General features: G+C 70.8%; 20 protein-coding genes. 6 read left to right on the forward strand and 14 right to left on the reverse strand.

Features of this window, described 5'->3' with window-relative positions:
- Positions 1-26 precede the first annotated feature (26 nt).
- Positions 27-395 carry a nucleotide pyrophosphohydrolase gene (locus tag ITJ66_RS06125; protein ID WP_199862232.1) on the forward strand — a complete coding sequence of 123 codons (369 nt, stop codon included), beginning with the start codon at positions 27-29 and terminating at the stop codon, positions 393-395.
- Between the two features lie 9 nt (positions 396-404).
- Positions 405-665, forward strand: coding sequence for a DUF1653 domain-containing protein (locus ITJ66_RS06130; protein WP_192018684.1), 261 nt, complete (start codon positions 405-407; stop codon positions 663-665).
- A gap of 30 nt (positions 666-695) precedes the next feature.
- Here the strand turns inward: ITJ66_RS06130 and ITJ66_RS06135 are convergent, their stop codons facing one another.
- Positions 696-1001 (reverse strand): hypothetical protein, encoded by a 306-nt coding sequence (locus tag ITJ66_RS06135; RefSeq protein ID WP_137242219.1) that lies wholly within the window; start codon positions 999-1001, stop codon positions 696-698.
- A gap of 71 nt (positions 1002-1072) precedes the next feature.
- Between ITJ66_RS06135 and ITJ66_RS06140 the strand changes: the two genes are divergently transcribed.
- Entirely contained in the window at positions 1073-1423 is a 351-nt protein-coding gene (locus ITJ66_RS06140; RefSeq protein WP_138946469.1) for a DUF6804 family protein, read from the forward strand.
- Between the two features lie 56 nt (positions 1424-1479).
- Entirely contained in the window at positions 1480-2763 is a 1284-nt protein-coding gene (locus tag ITJ66_RS06145; protein WP_194644015.1) for an FAD-binding protein, read from the forward strand.
- A gap of 200 nt (positions 2764-2963) precedes the next feature.
- Here the strand turns inward: ITJ66_RS06145 and ITJ66_RS06150 are convergent, their stop codons facing one another.
- The 4 genes from ITJ66_RS06150 to ITJ66_RS06165 all read right to left on the reverse strand — a co-directional run bounded on the left by ITJ66_RS06150 (position 2964) and on the right by ITJ66_RS06165 (position 5803).
- Positions 2964-3626, reverse strand: a complete 663-nt coding sequence (locus tag ITJ66_RS06150) for a pentapeptide repeat-containing protein (protein WP_194644018.1) — start codon at positions 3624-3626, stop codon at positions 2964-2966.
- A gap of 82 nt (positions 3627-3708) precedes the next feature.
- A complete protein-coding gene (locus tag ITJ66_RS06155) occupies positions 3709-4014 on the reverse strand; it encodes a hypothetical protein (protein WP_159877855.1) in 306 nt (101 codons plus the stop codon).
- A gap of 9 nt (positions 4015-4023) precedes the next feature.
- Positions 4024-4293, reverse strand: coding sequence for a hypothetical protein (locus ITJ66_RS06160; protein ID WP_370582579.1), 270 nt, complete (start codon positions 4291-4293; stop codon positions 4024-4026).
- Between the two features lie 16 nt (positions 4294-4309).
- The gene (locus ITJ66_RS06165; RefSeq protein WP_194644020.1) at positions 4310-5803 is read right to left on the reverse strand and encodes an SDR family NAD(P)-dependent oxidoreductase; all 1494 of its coding nucleotides are present in this window, start codon (positions 5801-5803) and stop codon (positions 4310-4312) included.
- Positions 5804-5996: 193 nt separating this feature from the next.
- Here ITJ66_RS06165 and ITJ66_RS06170 point away from each other — a divergent pair, with 193 nt between their 5' ends.
- Together ITJ66_RS06170 and ITJ66_RS06175 are read left to right on the forward strand one after the other, a co-directional pair.
- Entirely contained in the window at positions 5997-9620 is a 3624-nt protein-coding gene (locus ITJ66_RS06170) for a DEAD/DEAH box helicase (protein WP_194644022.1), read from the forward strand.
- A 63-nt stretch (positions 9621-9683) separates the two neighbouring features.
- The gene (locus ITJ66_RS06175; RefSeq protein ID WP_194644024.1) at positions 9684-11420 is read left to right on the forward strand and encodes a sodium:proton antiporter; all 1737 of its coding nucleotides are present in this window, start codon (positions 9684-9686) and stop codon (positions 11418-11420) included.
- Positions 11421-11662: 242 nt separating this feature from the next.
- Here the strand turns inward: ITJ66_RS06175 and ITJ66_RS06180 are convergent, their stop codons facing one another.
- The 9 genes from ITJ66_RS06180 to ITJ66_RS06220 all read right to left on the reverse strand — a co-directional run bounded on the left by ITJ66_RS06180 (position 11663) and on the right by ITJ66_RS06220 (position 20960).
- Positions 11663-11902 carry a hypothetical protein gene (locus ITJ66_RS06180; RefSeq protein WP_086474520.1) on the reverse strand — a complete coding sequence of 80 codons (240 nt, stop codon included), beginning with the start codon at positions 11900-11902 and terminating at the stop codon, positions 11663-11665.
- 114 nt (positions 11903-12016) lie between these two features.
- Complete coding sequence (locus ITJ66_RS06185; RefSeq protein WP_194644026.1) at positions 12017-13000, reverse strand: SDR family NAD(P)-dependent oxidoreductase; 984 nt, start codon at positions 12998-13000, stop codon at positions 12017-12019.
- Between the two features lie 103 nt (positions 13001-13103).
- Positions 13104-13871, reverse strand: a complete 768-nt coding sequence (locus ITJ66_RS06190; protein WP_137242210.1) for a polyprenol monophosphomannose synthase — start codon at positions 13869-13871, stop codon at positions 13104-13106.
- A 92-nt stretch (positions 13872-13963) separates the two neighbouring features.
- The gene (locus ITJ66_RS06195) at positions 13964-14635 is read right to left on the reverse strand and encodes a class F sortase (RefSeq protein WP_194644028.1); all 672 of its coding nucleotides are present in this window, start codon (positions 14633-14635) and stop codon (positions 13964-13966) included.
- Positions 14632-15816 carry a glycosyl hydrolase family 8 gene (locus tag ITJ66_RS06200; RefSeq protein WP_194644030.1) on the reverse strand — a complete coding sequence of 395 codons (1185 nt, stop codon included), beginning with the start codon at positions 15814-15816 and terminating at the stop codon, positions 14632-14634. Before ITJ66_RS06200 ends, ITJ66_RS06195 begins: the two co-directional genes overlap by 4 nt.
- A 2-nt stretch (positions 15817-15818) precedes the next feature.
- On the reverse strand, positions 15819-16667 hold the full coding sequence (locus ITJ66_RS06205) for a DUF4397 domain-containing protein (RefSeq protein ID WP_194644032.1): 849 nt from the start codon (positions 16665-16667) through the stop codon (positions 15819-15821).
- Between the two features lie 80 nt (positions 16668-16747).
- Positions 16748-18778, reverse strand: coding sequence for a glycosyltransferase family 39 protein (locus ITJ66_RS06210; RefSeq protein WP_194644034.1), 2031 nt, complete (start codon positions 18776-18778; stop codon positions 16748-16750).
- Positions 18775-20295 (reverse strand): glycosyltransferase family 2 protein, encoded by a 1521-nt coding sequence (locus tag ITJ66_RS06215; RefSeq protein ID WP_228501517.1) that lies wholly within the window; start codon positions 20293-20295, stop codon positions 18775-18777. The genes ITJ66_RS06210 and ITJ66_RS06215 overlap by 4 nt, the downstream gene beginning before the upstream one ends.
- Complete coding sequence (locus ITJ66_RS06220; protein WP_137242205.1) at positions 20295-20960, reverse strand: GtrA family protein; 666 nt, start codon at positions 20958-20960, stop codon at positions 20295-20297. Before ITJ66_RS06220 ends, ITJ66_RS06215 begins: the two co-directional genes overlap by 1 nt.
- Positions 20961-21096: the final 136 nt, after the last annotated feature.

The following is a 21096-nucleotide window of genomic DNA, read 5'->3' on the forward strand; positions in this document are numbered from 1 at the left end:
CGTTGCGCGCTGACTAGGCTCTGGGGATGACTCAGGACTTCGCAACGCTGAACGCCCACGCCATGGAGGTCGCCGCCGCCTACGACGATCTCAGCACGAAGCGGATCGGACGTCCGTGGACGAACCAGGAGGTCGCCCTCGGCTTCGTCGGCGACGTCGGTGACCTGGCCAAGATCGTGATGACGCTCGAAGGGACGCGTCGCATCGACGGCATCGGACTCGAACAGCTCGAGCACGAACTGTGTGATGCCGTCTGGTCGTGTCTCGTGCTCGCCGACCGGTTCGGCATCGACATCGGCGAGGCGTTTCCCCGCCAGATGCAGGGTCTGGTGCAGCACGTGTCCGAGCTCCGCGCCGACGAGGAGAGCACTGACTCCGCGACGCCCGCTGGTTAGAATCGCGGCATGAGCGACGACAGCACGGCCAGCACCGACGACGGCGAGTCCTTCGGCGTCGAGCCCGGCACCTACCGGCACTTCAAGGGCGCGCGGTATGAGGTCATCGGCGTCGGACGCCACAGCGAGACCGAGGAGCCGTACGTCTTCTATCGGACGACCACGACCCCGCCGACGTCGTGGGTGCGACCGCTCGCGATGTTCGTCGAGCCCGTCTCGCGCGACGGCTACGAGGGACCGCGCTTCGCCCGCGTCGAGGACGCCGACTGACCGGTCATCATCGGGTGTGGGCGGTCCTGATCATGCGGCCGATGCGTCGGGTTCGGGCGTCAGGATCATGCCACCCGGGGTGTAGGAGGAGTCGAGCAGGGCGCGCACCCACGCCTGGTTGACCGAGGGCTCCGGCTGCGCGAACCGGAACTGCAACGGGACGTCGCTCGTGATCCAGAGGCTCACCCGCCCACCGCCGTCCACGGCCCCCTTCGTCCATTCGACGAAGAAGGACTCCCGACGACGCAGCTTGTTGCCGATCGCCGCCCGGAGGTGGGCGAGCACGCGGTCGTCGAAGTCGTAGTGACTTCCGGCACCGTAGATGAGAACCCCCATGCAGCGATTGTGCCGCATCGGCCCCGCCGCACCGCTCGGCGACGCCCCGCCGCTCCACGTAAACTCGTGGGATGCCGAGTCCGACCCCCGCACCCGCACCCTTCGCCCTTCGCCCGGCGCTCATCCCGGGCATCATGGGTGCGGTCGCGCTCATGCTCGGGCTCGCGCTGCTCGAGCTCGACGCCTTCACGATCGTGCTGTTCGTGGTGAGCATCCTCGCGCTCATCATGGCCGTGTTCGCCTGGCAGGCCAAGCAGCCGCTCTGGATGATCCCGACGCTGCTCGTCGCGATCGTGTGGAACCCGGTCCTCCCGCTCCCGTTCAGCGGCATCCCCTGGATCATCGCGCAGTTCCTCGGCGCGGTCGTGCTCGTCTCCGTCGGTGTCCTGCTCGAGAACAAGCACGCCGCCCCGCCCGCCTGATCGGAAATGTTTCGGGAACGCCTGCGGGTCGTCCCGGCTCTGGCAAGCTTGCGCTCATGACGCTTGAACGCAACTGGGCCGGTACACACACCTTCGCAGCGCCGCGGATCGTGAACGCCACGTCGATCGACGAGGTCCGCACACTCGTCGCGGAGGCCGCCAGGACGGGCACGCGCGTCCGCGCCCTCGGCACCCGACACTCGTTCACCGACCTCGCCGACTCCGACGGCACGCTCATCACCGTGCTCGACCTCCCCGCCGACCCGGTGTTCGACGAGGCTGCCGGCTCGGTGACGATCGGAGCCGGGACGCGCTACGGGATCGCCGCCGCCTGGCTCGCCGAACGGGGCCTCGCCTTCCACAACATGGGCTCGCTCCCGCACATCTCCATCGGCGGCGCGATCGCGACCGGCACCCACGGATCCGGCAACGACAACGGCATCCTGTCCTCAGCCGTCAGCGGTCTCGAGTACGTCGACGCCACGGGCGAACTCGTCCACGTCCGTCGTGGGGACCCCGGTTTCGACGGCCTCGTCGTCGGGCTCGGCGCGTTCGGCATCGTGGTGCGCGTGACGGTCGACGTGCAGCCCGCCTACCGCGTGCGCCAGGACGTCTACCGTGACGTCCCGTGGGACGCCGTCCTCGCCGACTTCGAGGGCGTCACCGGTGGTGCCTACAGCGTCAGCATCTTCACGAACTGGCTCGGCGACACCGTCGAGCAGATCTGGTGGAAGACCCGCCTGGCCGCTGGTAACGACGAGCTGCCCGTGGTCCCGGAGTCGTGGCTCGGCGTGCAGCGGGACTCCCTGACTGCCGGCAACCTCGTCGAGACTGACCCCGACAACCTCACGCTGCAGGGCGGTGTCCCCGGTGACTGGTGGGAGCGGCTGCCGCACTTCCGGCTCGAGTCGACGCCGAGCAACGGCGACGAGATCCAGACCGAGTACTTCATCGACCGCGCCGACGGACCCGCCGCGATCACGGCCCTGCGCGCGCTCGGCGACCGCATCGCCCCGCTGCTGCTCGTGACCGAACTGCGCACGGCGGCGCCCGACAAGCTCTGGCTGAGCGGTGCGTACCACCGGGAGATGCTCGCCGTGCACTTCACCTGGCGCAACCTGCCCGAGGAGGTCCGGGCCGTGCTGCCCGCGATCGAGGAGGCGCTCGCGCCCTTCGGTGCCCGCCCGCACTGGGGCAAGCTCAACCTCCTGACCGCCGAGCGCATCGCCGAGGTCGTGCCGCGGCTGGCCGACGCGCGGGACCTTTTCGAGGAGTTGGACCCGGCCGGCACCTTCTCGAACGCACACCTGGAGCGCATCGGGGTCCGTCTGCCCCGGTAGCGGGTGCCGGTGGCTCGGGTGCCAGCGCGGTGCGCTGGCGTGAGCGCGGGTCATCGGGCGGCAGCGCGGTGCGCTGGCGCGAGCGCGGGGGAACCGGCGTGGGCGCGGGGTGCACGCGTGAGCGCGGGTCTCCGGAGACCCGCGCTCACGCGTCAGACCCGCGGTGACGTCAGCGCACCGCGCTGGCGCAACCCGGGAGGTCAGTCCTCGACTCGGATGCCGAACTGCTCGGCGAACATCGCGGCGAGCTCGCCGACCTGGAACGGGGTCATCGTCGCACCCCGAAGGTGCTCGATGCCCGCGATGCGCCGGAGCTCGAGCGTCCGGAGGTCGACGTCGGTGAGCCTCGCCCGCGTGACGTCGAGACTGTTGAGGGTGCAGTCGACGAAGCGCACCCGGGTGGCCGTCGCATCGGCGAGGTCGAGCTCGTCGATCGTGCAGTCCTCGAACAGGACGTCCTGCAGGACGGCCCCGCGCAGATTGACGAACCCGAGCTTGCACCCGGTGACCCGCACCGACTGCCAGTTCGCGTCATAGCAGTCGGCGGAACCGACCCGGGAGCCCTCCAGCTCGACATCGCGCAGCCGACTCCGTGGGGCGAGGAGGATGGGCGCGTCCCACCGCTCGAGCCGGGAGTCGAGGAACGACGCCGCCCGGAAGTCGGTCTGATCGGCTCGAACACCCGCGAGCAAGGACTCGGAGATCGTGATGCCCGAGAGGTCACGGTGCGACAGGTCGAGGTCGGCGAACCGCAGGCCTTCGACGCTGTCGTGCGCGTCGAGGGCTCCCTCGTCGCCGTCGGTCAATCCGATGAGACGGACGGGGTCGAGCCGTGGTGCCGTCGTTCCGGTGCGTTTCGCCATGCCGTGTTCTCCCGATGCCCGTGCGTGAAGGGGTGATCCGGCCAGCCTAGGGGCGGCCGCCGACGGGCTTCCGAGCCACCGCTCAGCTCGCTGTGAACCGACCGGGGAGGAACGGCAGGAGCGGGGCGCGGTAGATCAGCGACGTGTCGACGCCGGCGGTCAAGGTGGTCCTGGCCGCGCCGTACCGCCAGACCCGGTTGAAGAGGAAGACCTCGAAGGAGACGTCCGTCCCGCCGACCTGCCAGCTCCCCGTGCCCCACTGCGCCGGCTGGCCGCGCCCGTCGAACACCACCGTCGGACGCTGGAAGGCGCCGTACCAGGGGCGTCGGAGAGTCACTTCGACGCGATGCTGCGTCGGCGACGGGTCCTGGGTGACTTCGCTGCTCATCGGCCCAGCCTAGGGCGAGCGGCGGCGTTCCCGTGGTGCCGGCGCAGGTGGGACGGGCTTCGCCGCGATGACGTCGGCGTCGGCGATCACGATCGGTCCGCGCCTGGTCTCGACCGTGCAGCTCGTGTCCGACCGCTCGACGAGCTCACCGAGGGCATCGGTCGCACCCGCCTCAGCGCCCTCGGGCAGTGCGAAGCGCACGACGACCCGCGAACCGAGCGGTGCCTCCCGGAGGAAGCGGACGGCCGCCGGACCGATCATCGCCGGGTCCTCGACCACGACCGCGAGTCGAACCTCACCAGGAGCTCGGGCGGTAGTCCTTGAGGAAGACGCCGAAGAGGTTCTCGCCGGCCTCGCCGCGGACGATCGGGTCGTACACCCGCGCCGCGCCGTCGACGAGGTCGAGCGGGGCGTGGAAGCCCTCCTCCGCCAGTCGCACCTTGGTCGGGTGCGGGCGCTCGTCGGTGATCCAGCCGGTGTCGACGCTCGTCATGAGGATGCCGTCGGTCTCGAACATCTCGCGTGCGCTCGTCCGGGTGAGCATGTTCAGTGCGGCCTTCGCCATGTTCGTGTGCGGGTGGCCCGGGCCCTTGTACCCGCGACCGAAGACGCCCTCCATCGCGGAGACGTTGACCACGTAGGTGCGCGGGAATTCGGATGCCGCCATCGAGGCACGCAGCCGGCTGATGAGGATGAACGGGGCGGTCGCGTTCGCCAGCTGGACCTCGAGCATCTCGATGGGCTCGACCTGGTCGACGTTCTGCACCCAGCTGTTGCTGTGGTCGACGTCGGGCACGAGTCCGCCGGCGTCGATCGCGGTGCCGGCGGCGAGGCGTTCGAGCGAGGACGACCCGGCCGTCATGGCCGCCTCGGTGAGCGCATCGGCCTTGGCGGCCGCAGCGGCGAGGATCGGGTGGGCGGACACCGACGCCGCGAGCGACAGCGGGTGTGCGTCGTTCGTGTGGCCGAAGGTGACGAGCTCGGGCAGTGGGCCGTCGGGCAGCGGGGCGAGCTCCGCGTCGACGAGCGGCTGGTACGCGCCCTTCGTGCGGCGCACCGTCTGCGCGGCGTTGTTGATGAGTATGTCGAGCGGACCCTGCTCGGCCACGGAATCCGCGAGGGCGATGACCTGGGCCGGGTCGCGGAGGTCGATGCCGACGACGCGCAGGCGGTGCAGCCACTCGGCGCTGTCGGGGAGCGCGCTGAAGCGGCGGACTGCGTCGCGTGGGAATCGCGTGGTGATGGTGGTGTGTGCGCCGTCGCGCAGGAGTCGCAGCGCGATGTACATGCCGATCTTCGCGCGGCCGCCGGTGAGGAGGGCGCGCTTGCCGGTGAGGTCGGTGCGGGCGTCGCGCTTCGCGTGGCTCATCGCCGCGCACTGCGGGCAGAGCTGGTGGTAGAAGGCGTCGACCGTCGTGTACGGCTGCTTGCAGATGTAGCAGTTGCGCGGCACCAGCAGCTCGCCGGCGGTCGGAGCCGTCGTGGTGGTGGCGAGCGGGATGCCTCGCGTCTCGTCGTCGATGCGGTCGGGGGCGCCCGTCGCGGTGGCGGCGATCACGGCGCGGTCGGCGTCGGCGATCCGGGCCCGACGGTCGAGTCGGCGCTCCTTCTTGACCGCCTTGAACATCTTGGCGGTGGCGCGGCGCACCTGGAGGTAGTCGGGGTGCTCCTCGTCCATCGTCGCCATGGTCTGAAGGACGCGCAGCGTGACCTCGAGATCGGTGGGATCGATGCCCTCGTCGTCGCCGGGAGCGTGGTTCGCAGGCTCGTCGTGGGGGAGAGAGGTCATTGCTTCATTCTACGAGCCGCCGGACGTGCCTCGGGCGGTGCTGTGGTCAGCGCGGGGCGCTGGACCGACCGCGACCCGCAGGCGTGAGCGCGCCCCTCCGGAGGGGCGCGCTCACGTGGGAGACCCGCGCTCGCGTCAGCGCACCGCGCTGGCCGGAGGGAAGGGTGTCCGTCGTGCGTGAGACCATGGGGCGATGACTCCCGAGCCCGCACCACTGGTCGACGTGGCCGACCTCGTCCGGCTCGTCGGGCGGGTGGCGTTCGACCGCGGCAGGGTCTACGCGAGGGACGGCCGGGTCACCGCCGCCGACTGGGACCCCGACAAGCGTCGGCTTCGCGGGATCGTCGAAGGCTCCACCGACGTCCCGTACGCCTGCATCATCGACCTCGGCGACGACACCGGCGGGTTCGCGCGGATCGAAGGCAGCGCGTGCTCCTGCCCGCTCCGCGGTGACTGCAAGCACATCGTCGCCACCCTGCTGCACAGCAACGCGGCCCACCTCCGGGCCGAGGGTCGCTCCGACCGGTGGGTGGCCCCACAGCGGCCGCCCTCGGGGAAGGAGGCGTCCTGGCGTTCCGACCGGCGTTGGACCGCACCCATCAACGACCCCGCGCTCGACGAACCGGCCGAGCACCAGCCGATGTACGCCCTCGACGAGCTCGACGACCTCCCCGCCTCCTGGCGTCCGGAGGCGGAACGGCGAGCAGCGCGATGGACGCCGAGTCCGCAGACGCCGCCGGCGCCGCCCAGCTGGCGGAACCGACTCGACTCCCTCGCCGGCGACGCCGGTCGCGCCACAGCACCGACGGCCATGGGCCTGCAGTTCGAGGTCCGCGAAAGCATCCCGCGCACCGCCGAACGCTGGCGCGGACCGACCTCCCGCACGGCCGACGGCCCGCCCGAGCCTCGGCACCCCCGCCGGATCGCCGTCCGACCTGTCGTCAAGAAGGCCGGCGGCGGCTTCGTGAAGTCGACGATCTCCTGGACCTCCTTCACGCACCAGGGCCACCGGCTATCGCTCGATCCGGCGCATCAGCAGTGGTTCACGCAGTTCCAGGCGCTCCTGCGTGCCACCCGTCCGCCAGCCGGTGCCTACGCCGGCGCCGGTGACTCCGACTGGCTCGTCCTCGACGACTTCGGCAGCCCCGTCCTCTGGCATCTCTTCGAGGAGGCGTCCCAACTCGGGATCGAACTCGTCGGTACGCGCAAGGGCACGGTCACCCTCGGAGCCACAGCCGCCATCCGGCTGGACGCCGCGCACGACGACGATGGCGTCGTCCTCCGACCCGTCGTGACGATCGACGGCACCGACGTCGACGCGGCCACGAGCGGAGCCCTGGGCGACCATGGGCTCTACCACTACACGCTCGAACCCCAGCAGGCGATCGTGCTCGCACCGCTCGCCGAACCGCTGACCGACGAGGCCCGCGGACTCCTCGGGCCGGGCGAGCCCGTCGTCGTCCCCGAAGCCGAGGTGCCAGAGTTCCTCGAGCACTACGTCCCACGACTCCGCCGCAGCATCTCGCTGAGCTCGACGGACGGCACCGTGGCCCTGCCCGAGATCGTGCCGCCGGTCCTCGTGCTCACGGCCTCGTTCGAACCGAAGCAGACCCTGCGCCTCGCCTGGTTCTGGCAGTACGCCCCGGCGCAGCGCGTCCCGATCGGTGGCGGCACCCCGGCGCTCGCCGCAGGACGGCCGCTCGTGTCGACGGTGCCGCACGGCGTGCCGACCGACGCCGCCACCGGAGGTCCCGCTGCCGAGGTCCTCCGCGACGAACGCTCGGAGCGGGCCATCCTCGACCGGGTCGGTGCCGCCATCGCCGCCGCAGCGGAACCGGAACGCCGGGCACTCGCCGCGGGCTCGTTCGACGAGCTCACGACCCCTGGCGTCTGGCCGCCCAGGCCGCAGGTCCTGACGGAGTTCGACGCGGCACTCGTCACCGAGCGCACCCTGCCCGTGCTCGAATCGCTCGACGACGTCCTCGTCGAGGTGTCCGGCGACCGCCCTGAGTACCGGGAACTCACGGGCACGCCCCACATCTCGGTCACCACGGTGGAGACGGAGCAGCGCGACTGGTTCGACCTCGGGATCGTCATCCACATCGGCGAGTACAGCGTCCCCTTCGAGCCCCTCTTCAAGGCCCTCTCGAAGGGGCGCACCAAGCTGCTCATGGTCGACCACACCTACCTCTCGCTCGAGCACCCCGCCTTCGACCGCCTGCGCGAGCTGCTCACCGAGGCGGCCGCGCTCAAGGAGTGGGAGACGAAGCCGAGCATCAGCCGTTACCAGGCGAGCCTCTGGGCCGACTTCGAAGACCTCGCCGACGAGACCGAGCAGGCCGTCTCCTGGCGCGAGGCTGCAGCCGGACTCAACGCGATCGAAGCGGTCCCCGACACCCCGCTGCCGTCGGGACTCCACGCCGACCTCCGGCCCTACCAGGTCGAGGGCTTCCGCTGGCTCGCGTTCCTCTGGCAGCACGGACTCGGCGGCATCCTGGCCGACGACATGGGGCTCGGCAAGACGCTGCAGACCCTCGCCCTCGTCGCCCACGCGCGCGAGACCACCGGGACCACGGCACCGCCGTTCCTCGTGGTCGCCCCGACGTCGGTCGTCTCCAACTGGGTCGCCGAGGCCGCGCGTTTCGTGCCCGACCTCGTCGTCCGCAGCATCGCGACCACGCAGGCGAAGGGCAGCGCGTCGATCGCGGACATCTCGGCGGGCGCCGACATCGTGGTCACCAGTTACGCGCTGTTCCGGCTCGACGCACCGGCGTACCAGGCGGTCGAGTGGTCGGGGCTCATCCTCGACGAGGCGCAGTTCGTGAAGAACCACCGCGCCAAGCTGCACGAGTGCGCCGTCGACCTCCGGGCACCGTTCAAGCTCGCGATCACCGGCACGCCCATCGAGAACACCCTCATGGAGCTCTGGTCACTGCTGTCGATCGTCGCACCGGGCCTGTTCGCCTCGGCGCCGCGCTTCACCGAGCACTACGTCAAGCCGATCGGCAAGGGCCTCGACTCGAGTCGGTTGCAGACCCTGCGCCGACGTATCCGACCGCTGCTCATGCGCCGCACCAAGGAGATGGTCGCGCCCGAACTGCCGCCGAAGCAGGAACAGGTGCTGCGCATCGAGCTCGCGCCGGCCCACCGCAAGCTCTACGACCTCGTCCTCCAGCGCGAACGGCAGAAACTTCTCGGACTCGTCGACGACCTCGACCGCAACCGGTTCATCGTGTTCCGCTCACTCACCCTGCTGCGAATGCTGAGCCTCGACGCGAGTCTCATCGACGCCGAGGAGCACGCGGGCATCCCCTCGAGCAAGCTCGACGCACTCCTCGAGCAGCTCGATGACGTCGTCGCCGAGGGCCACCGGGCGCTCATCTTCAGCCAGTTCACGAGCTTCCTCGGCACCGCCGCTCGTCGGCTGGAGGAGCAGGGCATCGCGTACGAGTACCTCGACGGGTCCACCCGTCGTCGGGGTGAGGTCATCGACCGCTTCCGCACCGGTGACGCGCCCGTCTTCCTCATCAGCCTGAAGGCCGGCGGGTTCGGCCTCAACCTGACCGAGGCGGACTACGTCTTCCTGCTCGACCCGTGGTGGAACCCGGCAGCAGAGGCGCAGGCCATCGACCGCACGCACCGCATCGGCCAGACGGAGAACGTCATGGTCTATCGACTGGTCGCCGCCGACACCATCGAGGAGAAGGTGATGGCGCTCCAAGCCAAGAAGTCTGAGCTCTTCGCTGCGGTCCTCGACGACGACGCGGTCTTCAGCCAGGCGCTCACTGCGGAGGACATCCGGGGCCTGCTCGAATAGCTTCCCGGCACCCACGACAGCCGTCGGGATGGGGCCGGTCGAGCGACCGATAGCCTGATCGCTATGGAACTCGGGGTGTATGCGGTCGTCGGCATCGCGGTGATCGTCGCCGTCGCTGCCTTCTCCCGCAAGCTGGGCGTCGCCGCGCCGATCATCCTCGTGATCGTCGGTGTCGGGCTCTCGTATCTCCCGGGCGTCCCGGAGATCGAGGTCGAACCGGAACTCGTGCTCGACGTCGTCCTGCCGCCGATCCTCTACGCCGCGGCGATCAGCGTCCCGATCATGGACTTCCGCCGCAACCTCGCCACCATCACGAGTCTGTCGGTCGTGCTCGTCATCGTCACCGCGTTCGGTGCCGGCTTCCTCCTCTTCAGCCTCCTGCCCGACCTCAACCTGGCCGCCGCCATCGCCCTGGGCGCGATCATCAGCCCGCCCGACGCGGTCGCGGCGACGTCCATCGGACGCCGTCTCGGCCTCCCGCCCCGCCTCCTGACCGTGCTGGAGGGCGAGGGGCTCGTGAACGACGCGACCGCGCTCGTGCTCCTCCGATCGGCGAGCGCTGCGGCGGCCGGCGGCATGCTCACGCCGTGGGCGACGGTCGGCGACTTCGTCTACGCGGTCGTCCTGGCGATCATCGTCGGCTTCATCGCCGGGTACGTCACCGTCTGGCTGCGGTCGAAGCTCAACGACTCCGTCCTCGACACCGCGATCTCCATCGCCGTCCCGTTCGTGGCGTTCATGCCGACCGAGGCGCTCGGTGGGTCCGGCGTGCTGGCCGTCGTCATCGCCGGCCTGTACACGGGGCACGCGAGCTCGGCCGCGTTCTCGGCGCAGGCGCGCATCAGCGACCGCATCAACTGGCGGACCATCCAGTTCCTGCTCGAGAACGCCGTGTTCCTCCTCATCGGACTCGAGATCCGGACGCTCATCGGCGCCGTCGACGCTGAGATCCTGTCCGTCGAGGAGTCCATCGGGATCGGTCTCGTCGCGACGGCCGCGCTCATCGCGCTGCGGTTCCTGTGGGTGGGGCCGCTCGTGCTCGGGCTCCGTGCACGAGAACGCTGGGCCGAGCGGCAGACCCTGCAACGGTGGCTGTCGATGGGGTACTCGGAACGGTTCCCGAGACAGAACCGCCGATGGCACCGACGGCGGCGGCGGGAGCGCGCCTACGAGCGGCAGCGCGCCGACCTCGAGCAGTTGCGGCTGGAACAGATCGACTGGCGGGGTGGCGTCATCCTCAGCTGGTCGGGCATGCGCGGCGTCGTGACGCTCGCCGCCGCACAGTCACTGCCGCAGAGCACTCCGTACCGCGAGCAGCTCGTCCTCATCGCCTTCACGGTCGCCGTCGTGACGCTCGTCGTCCAGGGCGGCACGCTGCCGTGGCTCATCCGGCTGCTCAAGGTGCAGGGGATCGACGAGTCCGAGGACCGCCGACAGCTCGCGACCCTCCTCGACGAGATCAGCTACGCGGGCATCGGTGTGCTGGAGGATCCGGCGTCGGCGGTCGGCATCGAGGAGGAGATCGACCCCGATCTGCTCGAACGCGTCAGGCAGTCGACGTTCCTGCGGGCGGAAGCCGCCTGGGAACGCTCGCGCGAGTCGGTCTCACCCAGTGAGACGCACGCCGAGACGCCGCACCGGCTCTACCGCCAGCTGCGCCTCGCCGTCGTGCAGGCCGAGCGTGAGCGGCTCCTCGACGCCCGGGCACGCGGTGCGTACCCGTCGCGCATCCTCGCCGAGGCGCAGACGATGCTCGACATCGAGGAGACGCGCTTGCGGCCGCCTCGTGCCGACCACTAGAGCTGGGTGACTTTTCTCAGGAGTCCTCCGGTGCGCCGCCCGGTGGGCGGACCGACGCGCCGGCGAACTCCTGAGAAAGGGTCGGTGGGGTCAGGAGCTTGGGCCGGGGTTGGTGATGTCGGCGACGCACTCCGCCTCGCGCCGACCGCTAGAGCTGGGTGACTTTTCTCAGGAGTCCTCCGGTGCGCCGCCCGGGAAACGGATCGACGCGCCAGCGAACTCCTGAGAAAGGGTCGGTGGGGTCAGGAGCTTGGGCCGGGGTTGGTGATGTTCGCGACGCGCTCCGCCTCGCGCTCGGCCGCAGCGTCGCGTTCGGTCTCCGAACCGGGGTTCGTGATGTCGGCCTCGCCGCTCGCCGCCGGGTCGTCGGCGGCGACGTGCGGGCCGGGGTTCGTCGTGGACGCCACGCGCTCGGCCGCCGCGTCGTCGACGGCCTCGTCGTGTGGGCCCGGGTTGTTGATGTCGGCGTTCTGGTCACTCATGGGGTGCTCCTTCCGAGATCCGCTTGGGGCGGTCTCCGTCTCGCGCATCGTCGCGCTGATCCGCTCTCACGGTAGGTCCGTGGGCGGGTGGCTGCAAGGGGTGGCGCCGGCCGATCAGTCGCGCGCAGCGAAGGCGTCGACCCCGGTGAGTTCGGCGGAGAGCGCCCAGAGTCGGGCCGCCTCCTCCGGATCGGTCGCGTGGTCGGCGACACCGGAGGCCGGGGAGACCGCGGTCTCGGCAGGGCCGGCGATGTCGCAGTCCTCGCAGAACACCCCGCCGAGGCCGTCGAGCGACGGCGAGGTCGCGGCCCAGACCTCGGTGGCGGCACCCTGCTCGGGCGACTTGAACCCCGAGACGAGGAGGTTGCCCTCGGCGTCGACCCAGCCGAGCGCCATCATCTCCTCGCGCGGCAGGTGCCGCTGCAACGGCGTGAGGATGCCACCGGGGTGGACGGAGAACGCGCGGACGCCCTCCTCGGCACCGAGCGTGTCGAGCTGGAGGGCGAAGAGCGCGTTGGCGGTCTTCGCCTGCCCGTAGGCCTCCCACTTGTCGTAGCCGTGCTCGAACTGGACGTCGTCCCAGCGGATCCCTGAGCGCTTGTGGCCGCTGGAGGACAACGCGACGACCCGTGATGAGCCGCCCTTGACGATGGCGGGCCAGAGGCGGTTGACGAGGGCGAAGTGGCCGAGGTGGTTCGTCGCGAACTGGAGTTCCCAGCCGGGACCGACGCGCGTCTCGGGAGCCGCCATGACACCGGCGTTCGTGATGACGAGGTCGATGCCCCGGCCCGTGGCGAGGAAGCGGTCGGCGAACGCCTCGACGCTCGCGAGGTCGGCCAGGTCGAGTTCATCGACCTCCACGCCGTCGATGCCGGCGAGCTCCTCGCGAGCGGTCTCCGGGCGTCGTGCGGGGACGATGACCTGGGCACCCGCGCCGACCAGGGCGCGGACGGCCTCGCGGCCGATACCGGAGTAGCCGCCGGTGACGATGGCGAGCTTGCCGCTGAGGTCGATGCCCTCGAGCACCTCCGCCGCGGTGCTCGAGTGGCCGAAGCCGGAACCGATGGGGTGCTGCGGGGTGCGCGTGCGATTGGTCATACCCTCACGCTACGACTCCGGGGAGGGCGGCGGAACCGCAAGGACCTGGGAAGATGTGCAGCCCTCGTCGGCCCGTGGTCGTCGCCGGCCGCGCCACCTGGTCTCAGCGGGTGGACAGCACGCGCACGGAGGGCAGCGGGTGGCCCTGCAGCAGCGCGCGGACCTCCTGCAGGCGGCGACGCACGCCCCACATCGTGACCTTCTTGAGCGACTCGGAGACGATGCCGCCGCTCATCTTCGACTCGCCCGACACCCGCTCGGTGAAGACGATGGGCGTCTCCACGACCCGGAGCCCGCGTTGCAGCGCCCGCCAGAGGAGGTCGACCTGGAAGCAGTACCCCTGCGACGCGACGTCGGCGAGGTCGATGCGACGCAGTGCCTCGCTGCGGAACGCGCGGAACCCGCCGGTCGCGTCGGCGACACCGATCCCGAGGGCGAGTCGCGTGTAGAGGTTGCCGCCGCGACTCAGCGCGAGTCGGTGCGCGGGCCAGTTCTCGACGACGCCACCCGGGACCCAGCGCGAGCCGAGCGCGAGGTCGTGATCGTCGAGGAGCGCGATCAGGCGGGGCAGGTCCTCGGGGTGGTGGGAGCCGTCCGCGTCCATCTCGACGATGACCTCGTAGCCGCGGGCGAGCGCCCAGGCGAAGCCCGCGAGGTAGGCCCCACCGAGCCCGTCCTTCACGGCCCGGTGGAACACGTGCACCTGCGGGTGCTGTGCGGCGAGCTGCTCGGCGAGGAACCCGGTGCCGTCGGGGGAGGAGTCGTCGACGACGAGGATGTCGACCCCGGCGACGGCGAGCGTGCGGTTCACGATCGGCTGCAGGTTGTCGAGTTCGTTGTAGGTGGGGATGACGACGAGGGAGCGGTTCACGTCGGTTCCTTTCGGGTCGTTGGGAGTGGTTCGGAGCGGAGCGGCCCCTCGACAGGCTGATGGGGCTCGGGGACCGGGGGTGGGGAGCGGCGCTACGGGGTCGTACTGACGAGCGAGGCGAAGACCACATAGTTGTTCGCGTAGGTGTTCGCGGCGTCGTCGAAGGGGCCGTTGCAGGTGATGAGCCGGAGCTGCGCGTCGGGCGTCGGCCCGTAGACCTCCTCGGTGGGGAAGGTCTTCTTCTCGACGTCGATGGCGCGGTCCACGGCGTAGGTGGCGGTCGAGCCGTCGGACATCGTGACCGTCACCTGGTCGCCCGCCACGAGCTGCTTGAGGTGGACGAACACAGCCTCGCGGAGGGTCGTGTCGAGGTGACCGGCGATGACCGCGGGCCCCACCTGGCCGGGCAGGACGCCGGCGCGGTACCACCCGGCGTCCTCCCACTCGACGGGCGGCAGGAGGACACCGGACGCATCGCGCTCGAGCGGTTCGACCGCCGCGTCGACCCCGATCGACGGGATCTGGACCCGGCTCACGCTCAGCGCGCTGACATCGGCGGCCGGCGCCTGGGCGACCGGGTCCTGCTTCGCACCGGCGGCGCCACGGTCGGTCGCCTCCGAGGAGGTGATCGGCCCGTCGGCGGCGTTCGGCGAGGTCGGCGTCTGCCCGGCGTGCGTCGTGGCGCAGCCCGAGAGGGCGAGCGCCGTGAGGAGTGCTCCGGCCGCGGCGAGCGTGCCGATCGTCCGGCGGTGTGCGCGGATCATGAGGTGGCTCCTTCGGTGAGCGGCGGGCACCCGTCCAGCTCACCGGTCGTGAGCATCATGGGCGCGAGGGCTGCCCAGGCGGCGCCGAAGTAGCTCGGCACCTCCTGCGCGAGTTCGTCGGCGGCTCGGAGGTCGTCCGCCGACTCCGGCAGGTTGCCCACCGCGGCACGCGCGGCCGCTCGGGCCTGGAGGGCGAGCGGGTGCACGTCCGAGGTCAGCGGAGATCCGCCGAGGTCGGTCTCCGCCCGCAGCTCCTTCGACCGCGCGAGGGTCGAGGCGAGGCGGGCGGCCGTCGCCCGGTCGGCGGTGTCGCAGGACTCGGCGTAGCGGATCGGGAGTCGGGCCGCGTCGTAGCCGTAGCGGACACTCTGCCCGGTCCCTGCCGCGCCGGGCATGGCGTCGACGGTGCCGTCGGCGTGCACCTGCGCCCAGTCGGGCGGGAGCGGGCTCTCGTCGAGCAGGGTGGTCGTGACCGCAGCGGAACCCGCCTGCAGTTCGGCCCACCGCGGGTCACCCGTCGCCGCACCCAGCACCGAGAAGGCGACAGGGGAGGCGTAGGACGGGTTGTACGCGTAGGGCTCGGTCGCTGCGGCCCAGACGCCGGGCAGCAGGATCCGGCCCGCGGCGGTCTCGGCGGTCATGCGGTCGGCGATCACACCGGCAAGCGTGACGCCGGCATCGGTGAACCGCGGCTCGTCGAAGCGGGTACCGGCGATGACGAGCGCGCGGGCGGCGTCGAGGTCCGCATCGCTGGCGGGTTCGTCGTCGACGACCTCGCCATCGCGCCACTGCCAGGCGAGCAGCCCGTCGGGGCGCTGCAGGTGCCGCTCGGTCCAGTCCCAGATCTCGGTGAAGGACTGTTCGTCCCCGACCCCGGCCGCGACGAGCAGTCCGTAGGCCTGCCCTTCGCTGACCGTGTCGTCACCCTGGTCCCGGCGCACGACGCGGCCGTCGTCGACCCAGTCGGCGAGGAACGCGTCTGCGGCCTCGGTGGTGGTCCGGTCCGTGACCGTCGAGGTCGGGCCAGGCTGACCGTCGGTGTCGGCGGTGCCGGGTGACGCCGCGGTCGGGCCCTGGAGGAGGTTCGCCGGGAACCCGGTAGCCAGGGAGGCGATCACGGCGGTCGCGGTGACCGCGGCGACCGCGGTCGCAGCGATACCGATCGTCTTCTTGGCGCTCATGGTCAGCTCACCGCCGTCCCGAGGTCGCGCACGAGCCGGGCGAGCTTCGCGTCGAGGTCGTCGAGGACGCCCCGCAGCGTCGACGACTCCTTGGCGAGTCCACCGCCACCGGTCTCCACCGGACCCTCGGGAGCGTCACCGGCCGCTGAGCTGTCGAGGACGGGCATGAGGGTGACGCCACCTGCGGCGTTGTCGAGCACGAAGAGTGTGCTCACCGTGCCGGGCGCGAGGTTCACCGAGGCTTCGGCCGCCTGCTTGCCGCCGGTCAGCTTGAGATCCCACGGGCCGGCTGGGACGCTCGCGTAGTCGGTCGCCGTTCCGGTGGTGGCGCCCTTCGCGATCGGCATGCCGGTCGAGGTGCTGACGTCGACGCTCTTGACGTCGGTCGACGCCTGGATCAGCCGGATGCGCGCCGCACCCTCGGTCGGACCGGTGAGGTCGTCCTCGAACACCTTCGTCTGCAGGTCCTTGTTGGGACCGTAGGCGGCGACGGTGGCCGCTTCCCCAGCCGTGATGGTCACGTTCGTACTGATGACCGGCTTCGTGCTGTCGGGCGACCCGGCGGGCACCATCGACACCACGTAGGTGCCGGCGGCGAGGTCGGTGTAGGGGGAGACCTGGCCGTAGGCGACGTCGTCGAGTTCGAACACGGTCGCGCCGCCGGAGAGTGCCGACAGCTTCACGTCGACGGTCTTGGTGTCGGCGGAGAGGTGGCCGACGCGGATCCAGCCGGTGCCTGCGGCATCGGTGGTGGCGGCGCTCGCGGCGGTGGTGCCGAAGCCGATGAGTGCTGCCGTCGCGACGGCGGCGAGGCCGCTGAGGGCGATTCGCCTCGTGGTGGTGGTTCGCATGGTGGAACTCCTGTTCTTCGGGTGGTTCGGGGGTTCGGGTAGCCCGGGTGTCCGGCTCGAGCCGGTGCTCGGGACGGTGGTCAGCGGACGACGTCGGGTTCGACGACCGAGTAGGTGACCCGCACGCCGGCCGCCGTCTGCTCGACCCGGTCGGCCGCGTAGTCGCCCTGGATCGAGCGGATGGAGTCGGCCAGACGGCTGTCGCCCGCCTCGGTGCCGGTGCGGAGCACCATCGTCCGGCGCACGTCGCCCGTCTCGCCGTCGAGCACCGGGGTGCTCTCGAGCCGGACCGGCGTCGTAGCGAGCACCTGTCCGAGGGCCAGCAGGGCGCGGGAGTCGAGCTGGCCATCGCTCACGGTCTGCGCGGCCTCCGCCGAGACGCTGAGCGAGGGGTTCAGCAGGAGCTGCGCGCCGAGCGCCGCCCGAGCCGCCGTGCGTCCGGCAGCCTGATCGGCCGCAGCGTCCAGACCGTCGGCGTCGATGCGGCGGACCTCGACGGCCTGCGTCCCGGAGCCGAAGGTCGCGACGAGCTCGGAGTTGTCGATCGCACCCTTCACCTCGGGGAAAGTGGTCGGGAAGGTCCGCATCGAGTCGGTCGTGACGATGTAGTCGGCGTCGCGCCAACCGTTGGGGGACTGGGCCTGGACGGCCGAGTCGGTGTCCATCTTGTAGTACCAGATGACGTTGTCGCGATCGAAGCCGCTCTCGACGAGGTCGACCCACATCGCGTCGTCGACGATCACGCGGGACTCCTTCGGCACATTGGTCTGGACCCACTGCTGGGCCTGCCGGACCGGCTTGTCGAGGTCGGCGAGGAGGAAGCCGCGGAGCTGGGTCGCCGTGTTCGGGACGGCGACGACGGCTGCTGCGAGCACGGCGGCGACCCAGACGGCTCCGGCCGCGCGTCCGCCGAGAAGACGACGGCGCGGTGCACCGGCCTCGACGGTCGAGCGGCGACGGAACCGGCGGATGGCCGCGCCGGTCACCCCCATGATGAGGATCGTCATGAACGGCAGCAGCATGATGACGTACGGCACCGGCAGGTAGCCGCCCGGGCGCAGCATGAACAGGCCGAGGAAGACGGTCATCGCGGCGATGACACGCAGCCGCGAGATGAAGAGTCCGGCGACGGCGGCCACCGCCCCGGTGACGAGGAGCGCCGCGTCCAACTGCCACCACATGCTCAGGGTCTTGGCCGACAGGCTCTCGGGGTCGAAGAGGGAGCCGCTGGCGACGCGCGATCCGAGCTGGAAGAAGACGCCGCCGAGGAGGCTCACCCGGTCAGGGCCGGGGATGAGCTCGCCCTTGATGGCGGCGAAGAGCACGTACGTGAAACCGATGACGACGACGATCGTCGCGGCGACCGGCAGCGTGTACCGGCGGGTCTCCTTCCGAGCCGCGCGCCACATGGTCCAGGCGAGGAAGGGCAGGGCGAGCAGGAAGGTCTCCTTGCTGAGCACGGCGATGCCGAACGCGGCGGCGGAACCCGCGAAGCCGACGAGCTGGTGCTTGCGGCTCGTCGCGAGGATGAAGGCACCGAGGAGCCAGGGCACCGCGACGTTGTCGAGGTAGACGGTGCGGTGGAACTGCACCGCGAGTGGCGAGATCGCGAACACGAGTGCGGCGACGGCGGCCATGGACCGGCTGAGGTGCAGGCGGCGGGCGAGGACCCACACGAGCACGACGGAGATGAGCGTCGCGACCAGCATGGCCTCACGTGCCGCGACCACGGCGATGTCGTAGCGGTCGAACGCACCGGTCAGCCCCGTGTAGGCCGCGATCTGCAGCCAGCCGAGCGGCGGGTGGTCGTACCAATAGGTGTAGTGGGCGAGTTCGCCGAGCTTCAGCACGCTCCACGCCTGGGCGGTGTAGGTGCCCTCGTCGTCGATGCGCTGCGGGGATCCGCCCATATTCATGGCCTGCACGACGGCGGCGATGGCGAGCACGGGCAGGAGGAAGGCCAGGGTGCGACCGTGGCGCGAGAGCCAGCGGCGCACGACGCCGGGGCCTCGCTGTGCCGGTGGCCCTGAGGTGAGCCAGCCGAGGCGGTCGCTCTCCAGGTGGAGCTCTGGTCGGCCGGGGGCGGCCGGTCGTTCGAGGATGCCGGTCATCGGGTTGCTCCGTTCTGGAGGACGAGCTCGGGTGCGCGGTCGGGCAGGTCGACGGAGACGGGAGCGGCCTCGGTGGCTTCGGCGACCTCCTCGCTGCGGTGGGCGCCGGTGTGCTCCGTCTTCTCCCAGGAGTGGTCGCCCTTCCACTCGCGGAAGACGGAACGGACGGCGGCCAGGCCGAGGAAGATCTGGTACGGGAAGGTGCCGAGGATCAGCCGGGCGTAGTCGCGGAGGCGGACCTTCTGGCCGTAGAGGCGGCCGAACTCACCGAGCCCGGAGGCCTCCACCGCGAGGGTGACGATCGTCGGCGCGAGCGGGATGAAGGTGAGGAGCGCGATCGGCGCGGGGACCTTCGCGAACAGCACCAGCAGGACCGAGACGGGGATGAGGAGGCCGGTCGCCGCCTGGAGGAACGGCATCGAGAGGAGGTACCGGGCGAACATGCGCTGACGGAACGTCGGCAGCTTGCGCCACTCGCCCTTCTTCAGCACCTGGAGGAACCCCTGGTTCCAGCGCGTGCGCTGCTTGTAGAGCGACTTGAGGGTCCCTGGGGTCTCCTCGCGGGTGACGACCTCCGGGCTGTAGGCCACGACGACCGTCGCGCCGGCGCTCGAGAGTCGGACGCCGAGCTCGCAGTCCTCGGCGAGGCAGCCGTCGTCCCAGCCTTCCGACCAGTCGAGCCAGGTCTTCTTCACGAACACCGTGTTGCCGCCGAGCGGGATGAAGCGGGAGTTCGCGTGGAAGTGCAGGCGCGACCGGAACCAGAAGTAGTACTCGAGCACGTTCCGGAGCGACCACCAGCTCGACTGGAAGTTCATGAGCTGCACGCCGCCCTGGACGACGTCGGCGCCGCTCTCGGTGAAGCGGGAGTCCACGAGCGTGAGCAGGCGCGGATGCACCTCGTCCTCGGCGTCGAACACGCCCACGACGTCGCCGCGGGCGATCTGCAGCGCCCGGTTGAGGGCCTTCGGCTTGTTCTTCGGCACGCTGTCATCGACGACGACCTTGATCAGATCGGGGTGCCGTGCGGCGGCCTCGCGGACGACGCGCTCGGTCCCCGGGTCGTCGTGGCCCACGATCGCGATGATCTCGAAGTCGGGGTGGTCCTGTTCGGCGAGGCGGTCGAGGGTCTGGCCCATGACCTCCTCCTCATGCCGACCGGGGACGAGCAGGGTGAAGGAGTGCTTGGCGGGCAGCGGGACTGCGGCGAACCCGGTGTTCTTCAGATGGCCGGTCGACCGCCACGCGTGGAGCATCCAGTAGAGGGTGGTGACGGCGATGATCGTCAGCGCGGCGGCGAACAGCAGCATGGTGCCGTAGCCGAGCCACTCACCGATGCTCCAGGAGCCGGGGTCGGCCGCCGACGTCGGGTCCACCAGGGTGCCGCGGTTCGGCAGCGGTTCCGTGGGTGCCGCGGGCTGCGGGGTCAGCAGGGGAGCGGGCTCGTCCGCGGCGGCGAACGGGCGGGAGGGGATGAGCGCGAGCGCTCCGAGCAGCGGTGCGAGTGCGGGTGCCATCAGGACAGGCCTCCAGAGGTCGGCAGTGCGTGGGTCGGTGCGGGGCGACGAGGGGTCGTGGTGCGCGGTGCGGCGGCGGGTGCCGATGCGGCCGGGTTCGAGACGGGCGCTTCCTGCGTCGTCGTGCTCCGACGGCGATCGGTCGCCGACTCGGCGGGCCGGAAGACGACGAACCGGTAGGCGAGGAATCGGAACACCATGCCGAGGACGAGACCGACGCCGTTGCCCGCGATGTTGTCTGCGAGCGGCGTGGTGTAGCCGAGGACGTAGTGCGAGACGAAGAGACACCCGGCGGCGATCCCGAGGCCGAGGACGTTCATGAGCGCGAAGAGCGCGCCCTCCTTCCACACCGCGCGGCGGTGCTCGGTCCGGAACGTCAGCGCCCGGTTGCCGAGCCACGCGACGATCGTGGCGACGGCGACGGAGATCACCTTCGCGCCGATCGGCTTGTCGTCGAGCACGGTGAACCGGAGGAGGTTGTACACACCGACGTCGACGACGAACGCGGTGCCACCGACGAGGCCGAAGGTGACCAGCTGGGAGACGAGCTTGGGGAGACGCAACGGCTGGCGTGCACGGTGGGGACGCGTTCCCGGAGCGATGGATCGTTCGGGGACGGACGGCTGGCTCGGGTGCACGACGGAAGATTCGGGCTTCACGGTCATGCACGCCGTTCGGGGGCGGCGTGAACCGCGGTTTGGTCGATTCCGCCGCCGCCCAGGGCTTTGCCAGGTTCACGAAACAGCGCCGAAATCCCTTGATTTTCCGCGGAAGTTGACGTATTCGCGAGGCCGTGGGGGA

It is taken from the genome of Plantibacter sp. VKM Ac-2885 (assembly GCF_015351205.1).
Classification (GTDB): domain Bacteria; phylum Actinomycetota; class Actinomycetes; order Actinomycetales; family Microbacteriaceae; genus Plantibacter; species Plantibacter auratus.

Bases quoted from the DNA above. Each gene is read 5' to 3' on its own strand.
- ITJ66_RS06140 (WP_138946469.1), top strand. From the start codon at position 1,073: ATGCCGAGTCCGACCCCCGCACCCGCACCCTTCGCCCTTCGCCCGGCG.
- ITJ66_RS06170 (WP_194644022.1), top strand. From the start codon at position 5,997: ATGACTCCCGAGCCCGCACCACTGGTCGACGTGGCCGACCTCGTCCGG.
- ITJ66_RS06125 (WP_199862232.1), top strand. From the start codon at position 27: ATGACTCAGGACTTCGCAACGCTGAACGCCCACGCCATGGAGGTCGCC.
- ITJ66_RS06155 (WP_159877855.1), bottom strand. From the start codon at position 4,014: ATGAGCAGCGAAGTCACCCAGGACCCGTCGCCGACGCAGCATCGCGTC.
- ITJ66_RS06145 (WP_194644015.1), top strand. From the start codon at position 1,480: ATGACGCTTGAACGCAACTGGGCCGGTACACACACCTTCGCAGCGCCG.
- ITJ66_RS06200 (WP_194644030.1), bottom strand. From the start codon at position 15,816: ATGAGCGCCAAGAAGACGATCGGTATCGCTGCGACCGCGGTCGCCGCG.
- ITJ66_RS06215 (WP_228501517.1), bottom strand. From the start codon at position 20,295: ATGGCACCCGCACTCGCACCGCTGCTCGGAGCGCTCGCGCTCATCCCC.
- ITJ66_RS06220 (WP_137242205.1), bottom strand. From the start codon at position 20,960: ATGACCGTGAAGCCCGAATCTTCCGTCGTGCACCCGAGCCAGCCGTCC.
- ITJ66_RS06150 (WP_194644018.1), bottom strand. From the start codon at position 3,626: ATGGCGAAACGCACCGGAACGACGGCACCACGGCTCGACCCCGTCCGT.
- ITJ66_RS06135 (WP_137242219.1), bottom strand. From the start codon at position 1,001: ATGGGGGTTCTCATCTACGGTGCCGGAAGTCACTACGACTTCGACGAC.
- ITJ66_RS06195 (WP_194644028.1), bottom strand. From the start codon at position 14,635: ATGATCCGCGCACACCGCCGGACGATCGGCACGCTCGCCGCGGCCGGA.
- ITJ66_RS06210 (WP_194644034.1), bottom strand. From the start codon at position 18,778: ATGACCGGCATCCTCGAACGACCGGCCGCCCCCGGCCGACCAGAGCTC.
- ITJ66_RS06185 (WP_194644026.1), bottom strand. From the start codon at position 13,000: ATGACCAATCGCACGCGCACCCCGCAGCACCCCATCGGTTCCGGCTTC.
- ITJ66_RS06165 (WP_194644020.1), bottom strand. From the start codon at position 5,803: ATGACCTCTCTCCCCCACGACGAGCCTGCGAACCACGCTCCCGGCGAC.
- ITJ66_RS06180 (WP_086474520.1), bottom strand. From the start codon at position 11,902: ATGAGTGACCAGAACGCCGACATCAACAACCCGGGCCCACACGACGAG.
- ITJ66_RS06130 (WP_192018684.1), top strand. From the start codon at position 405: ATGAGCGACGACAGCACGGCCAGCACCGACGACGGCGAGTCCTTCGGC.
- ITJ66_RS06205 (WP_194644032.1), bottom strand. From the start codon at position 16,667: ATGCGAACCACCACCACGAGGCGAATCGCCCTCAGCGGCCTCGCCGCC.
- ITJ66_RS06175 (WP_194644024.1), top strand. From the start codon at position 9,684: ATGGAACTCGGGGTGTATGCGGTCGTCGGCATCGCGGTGATCGTCGCC.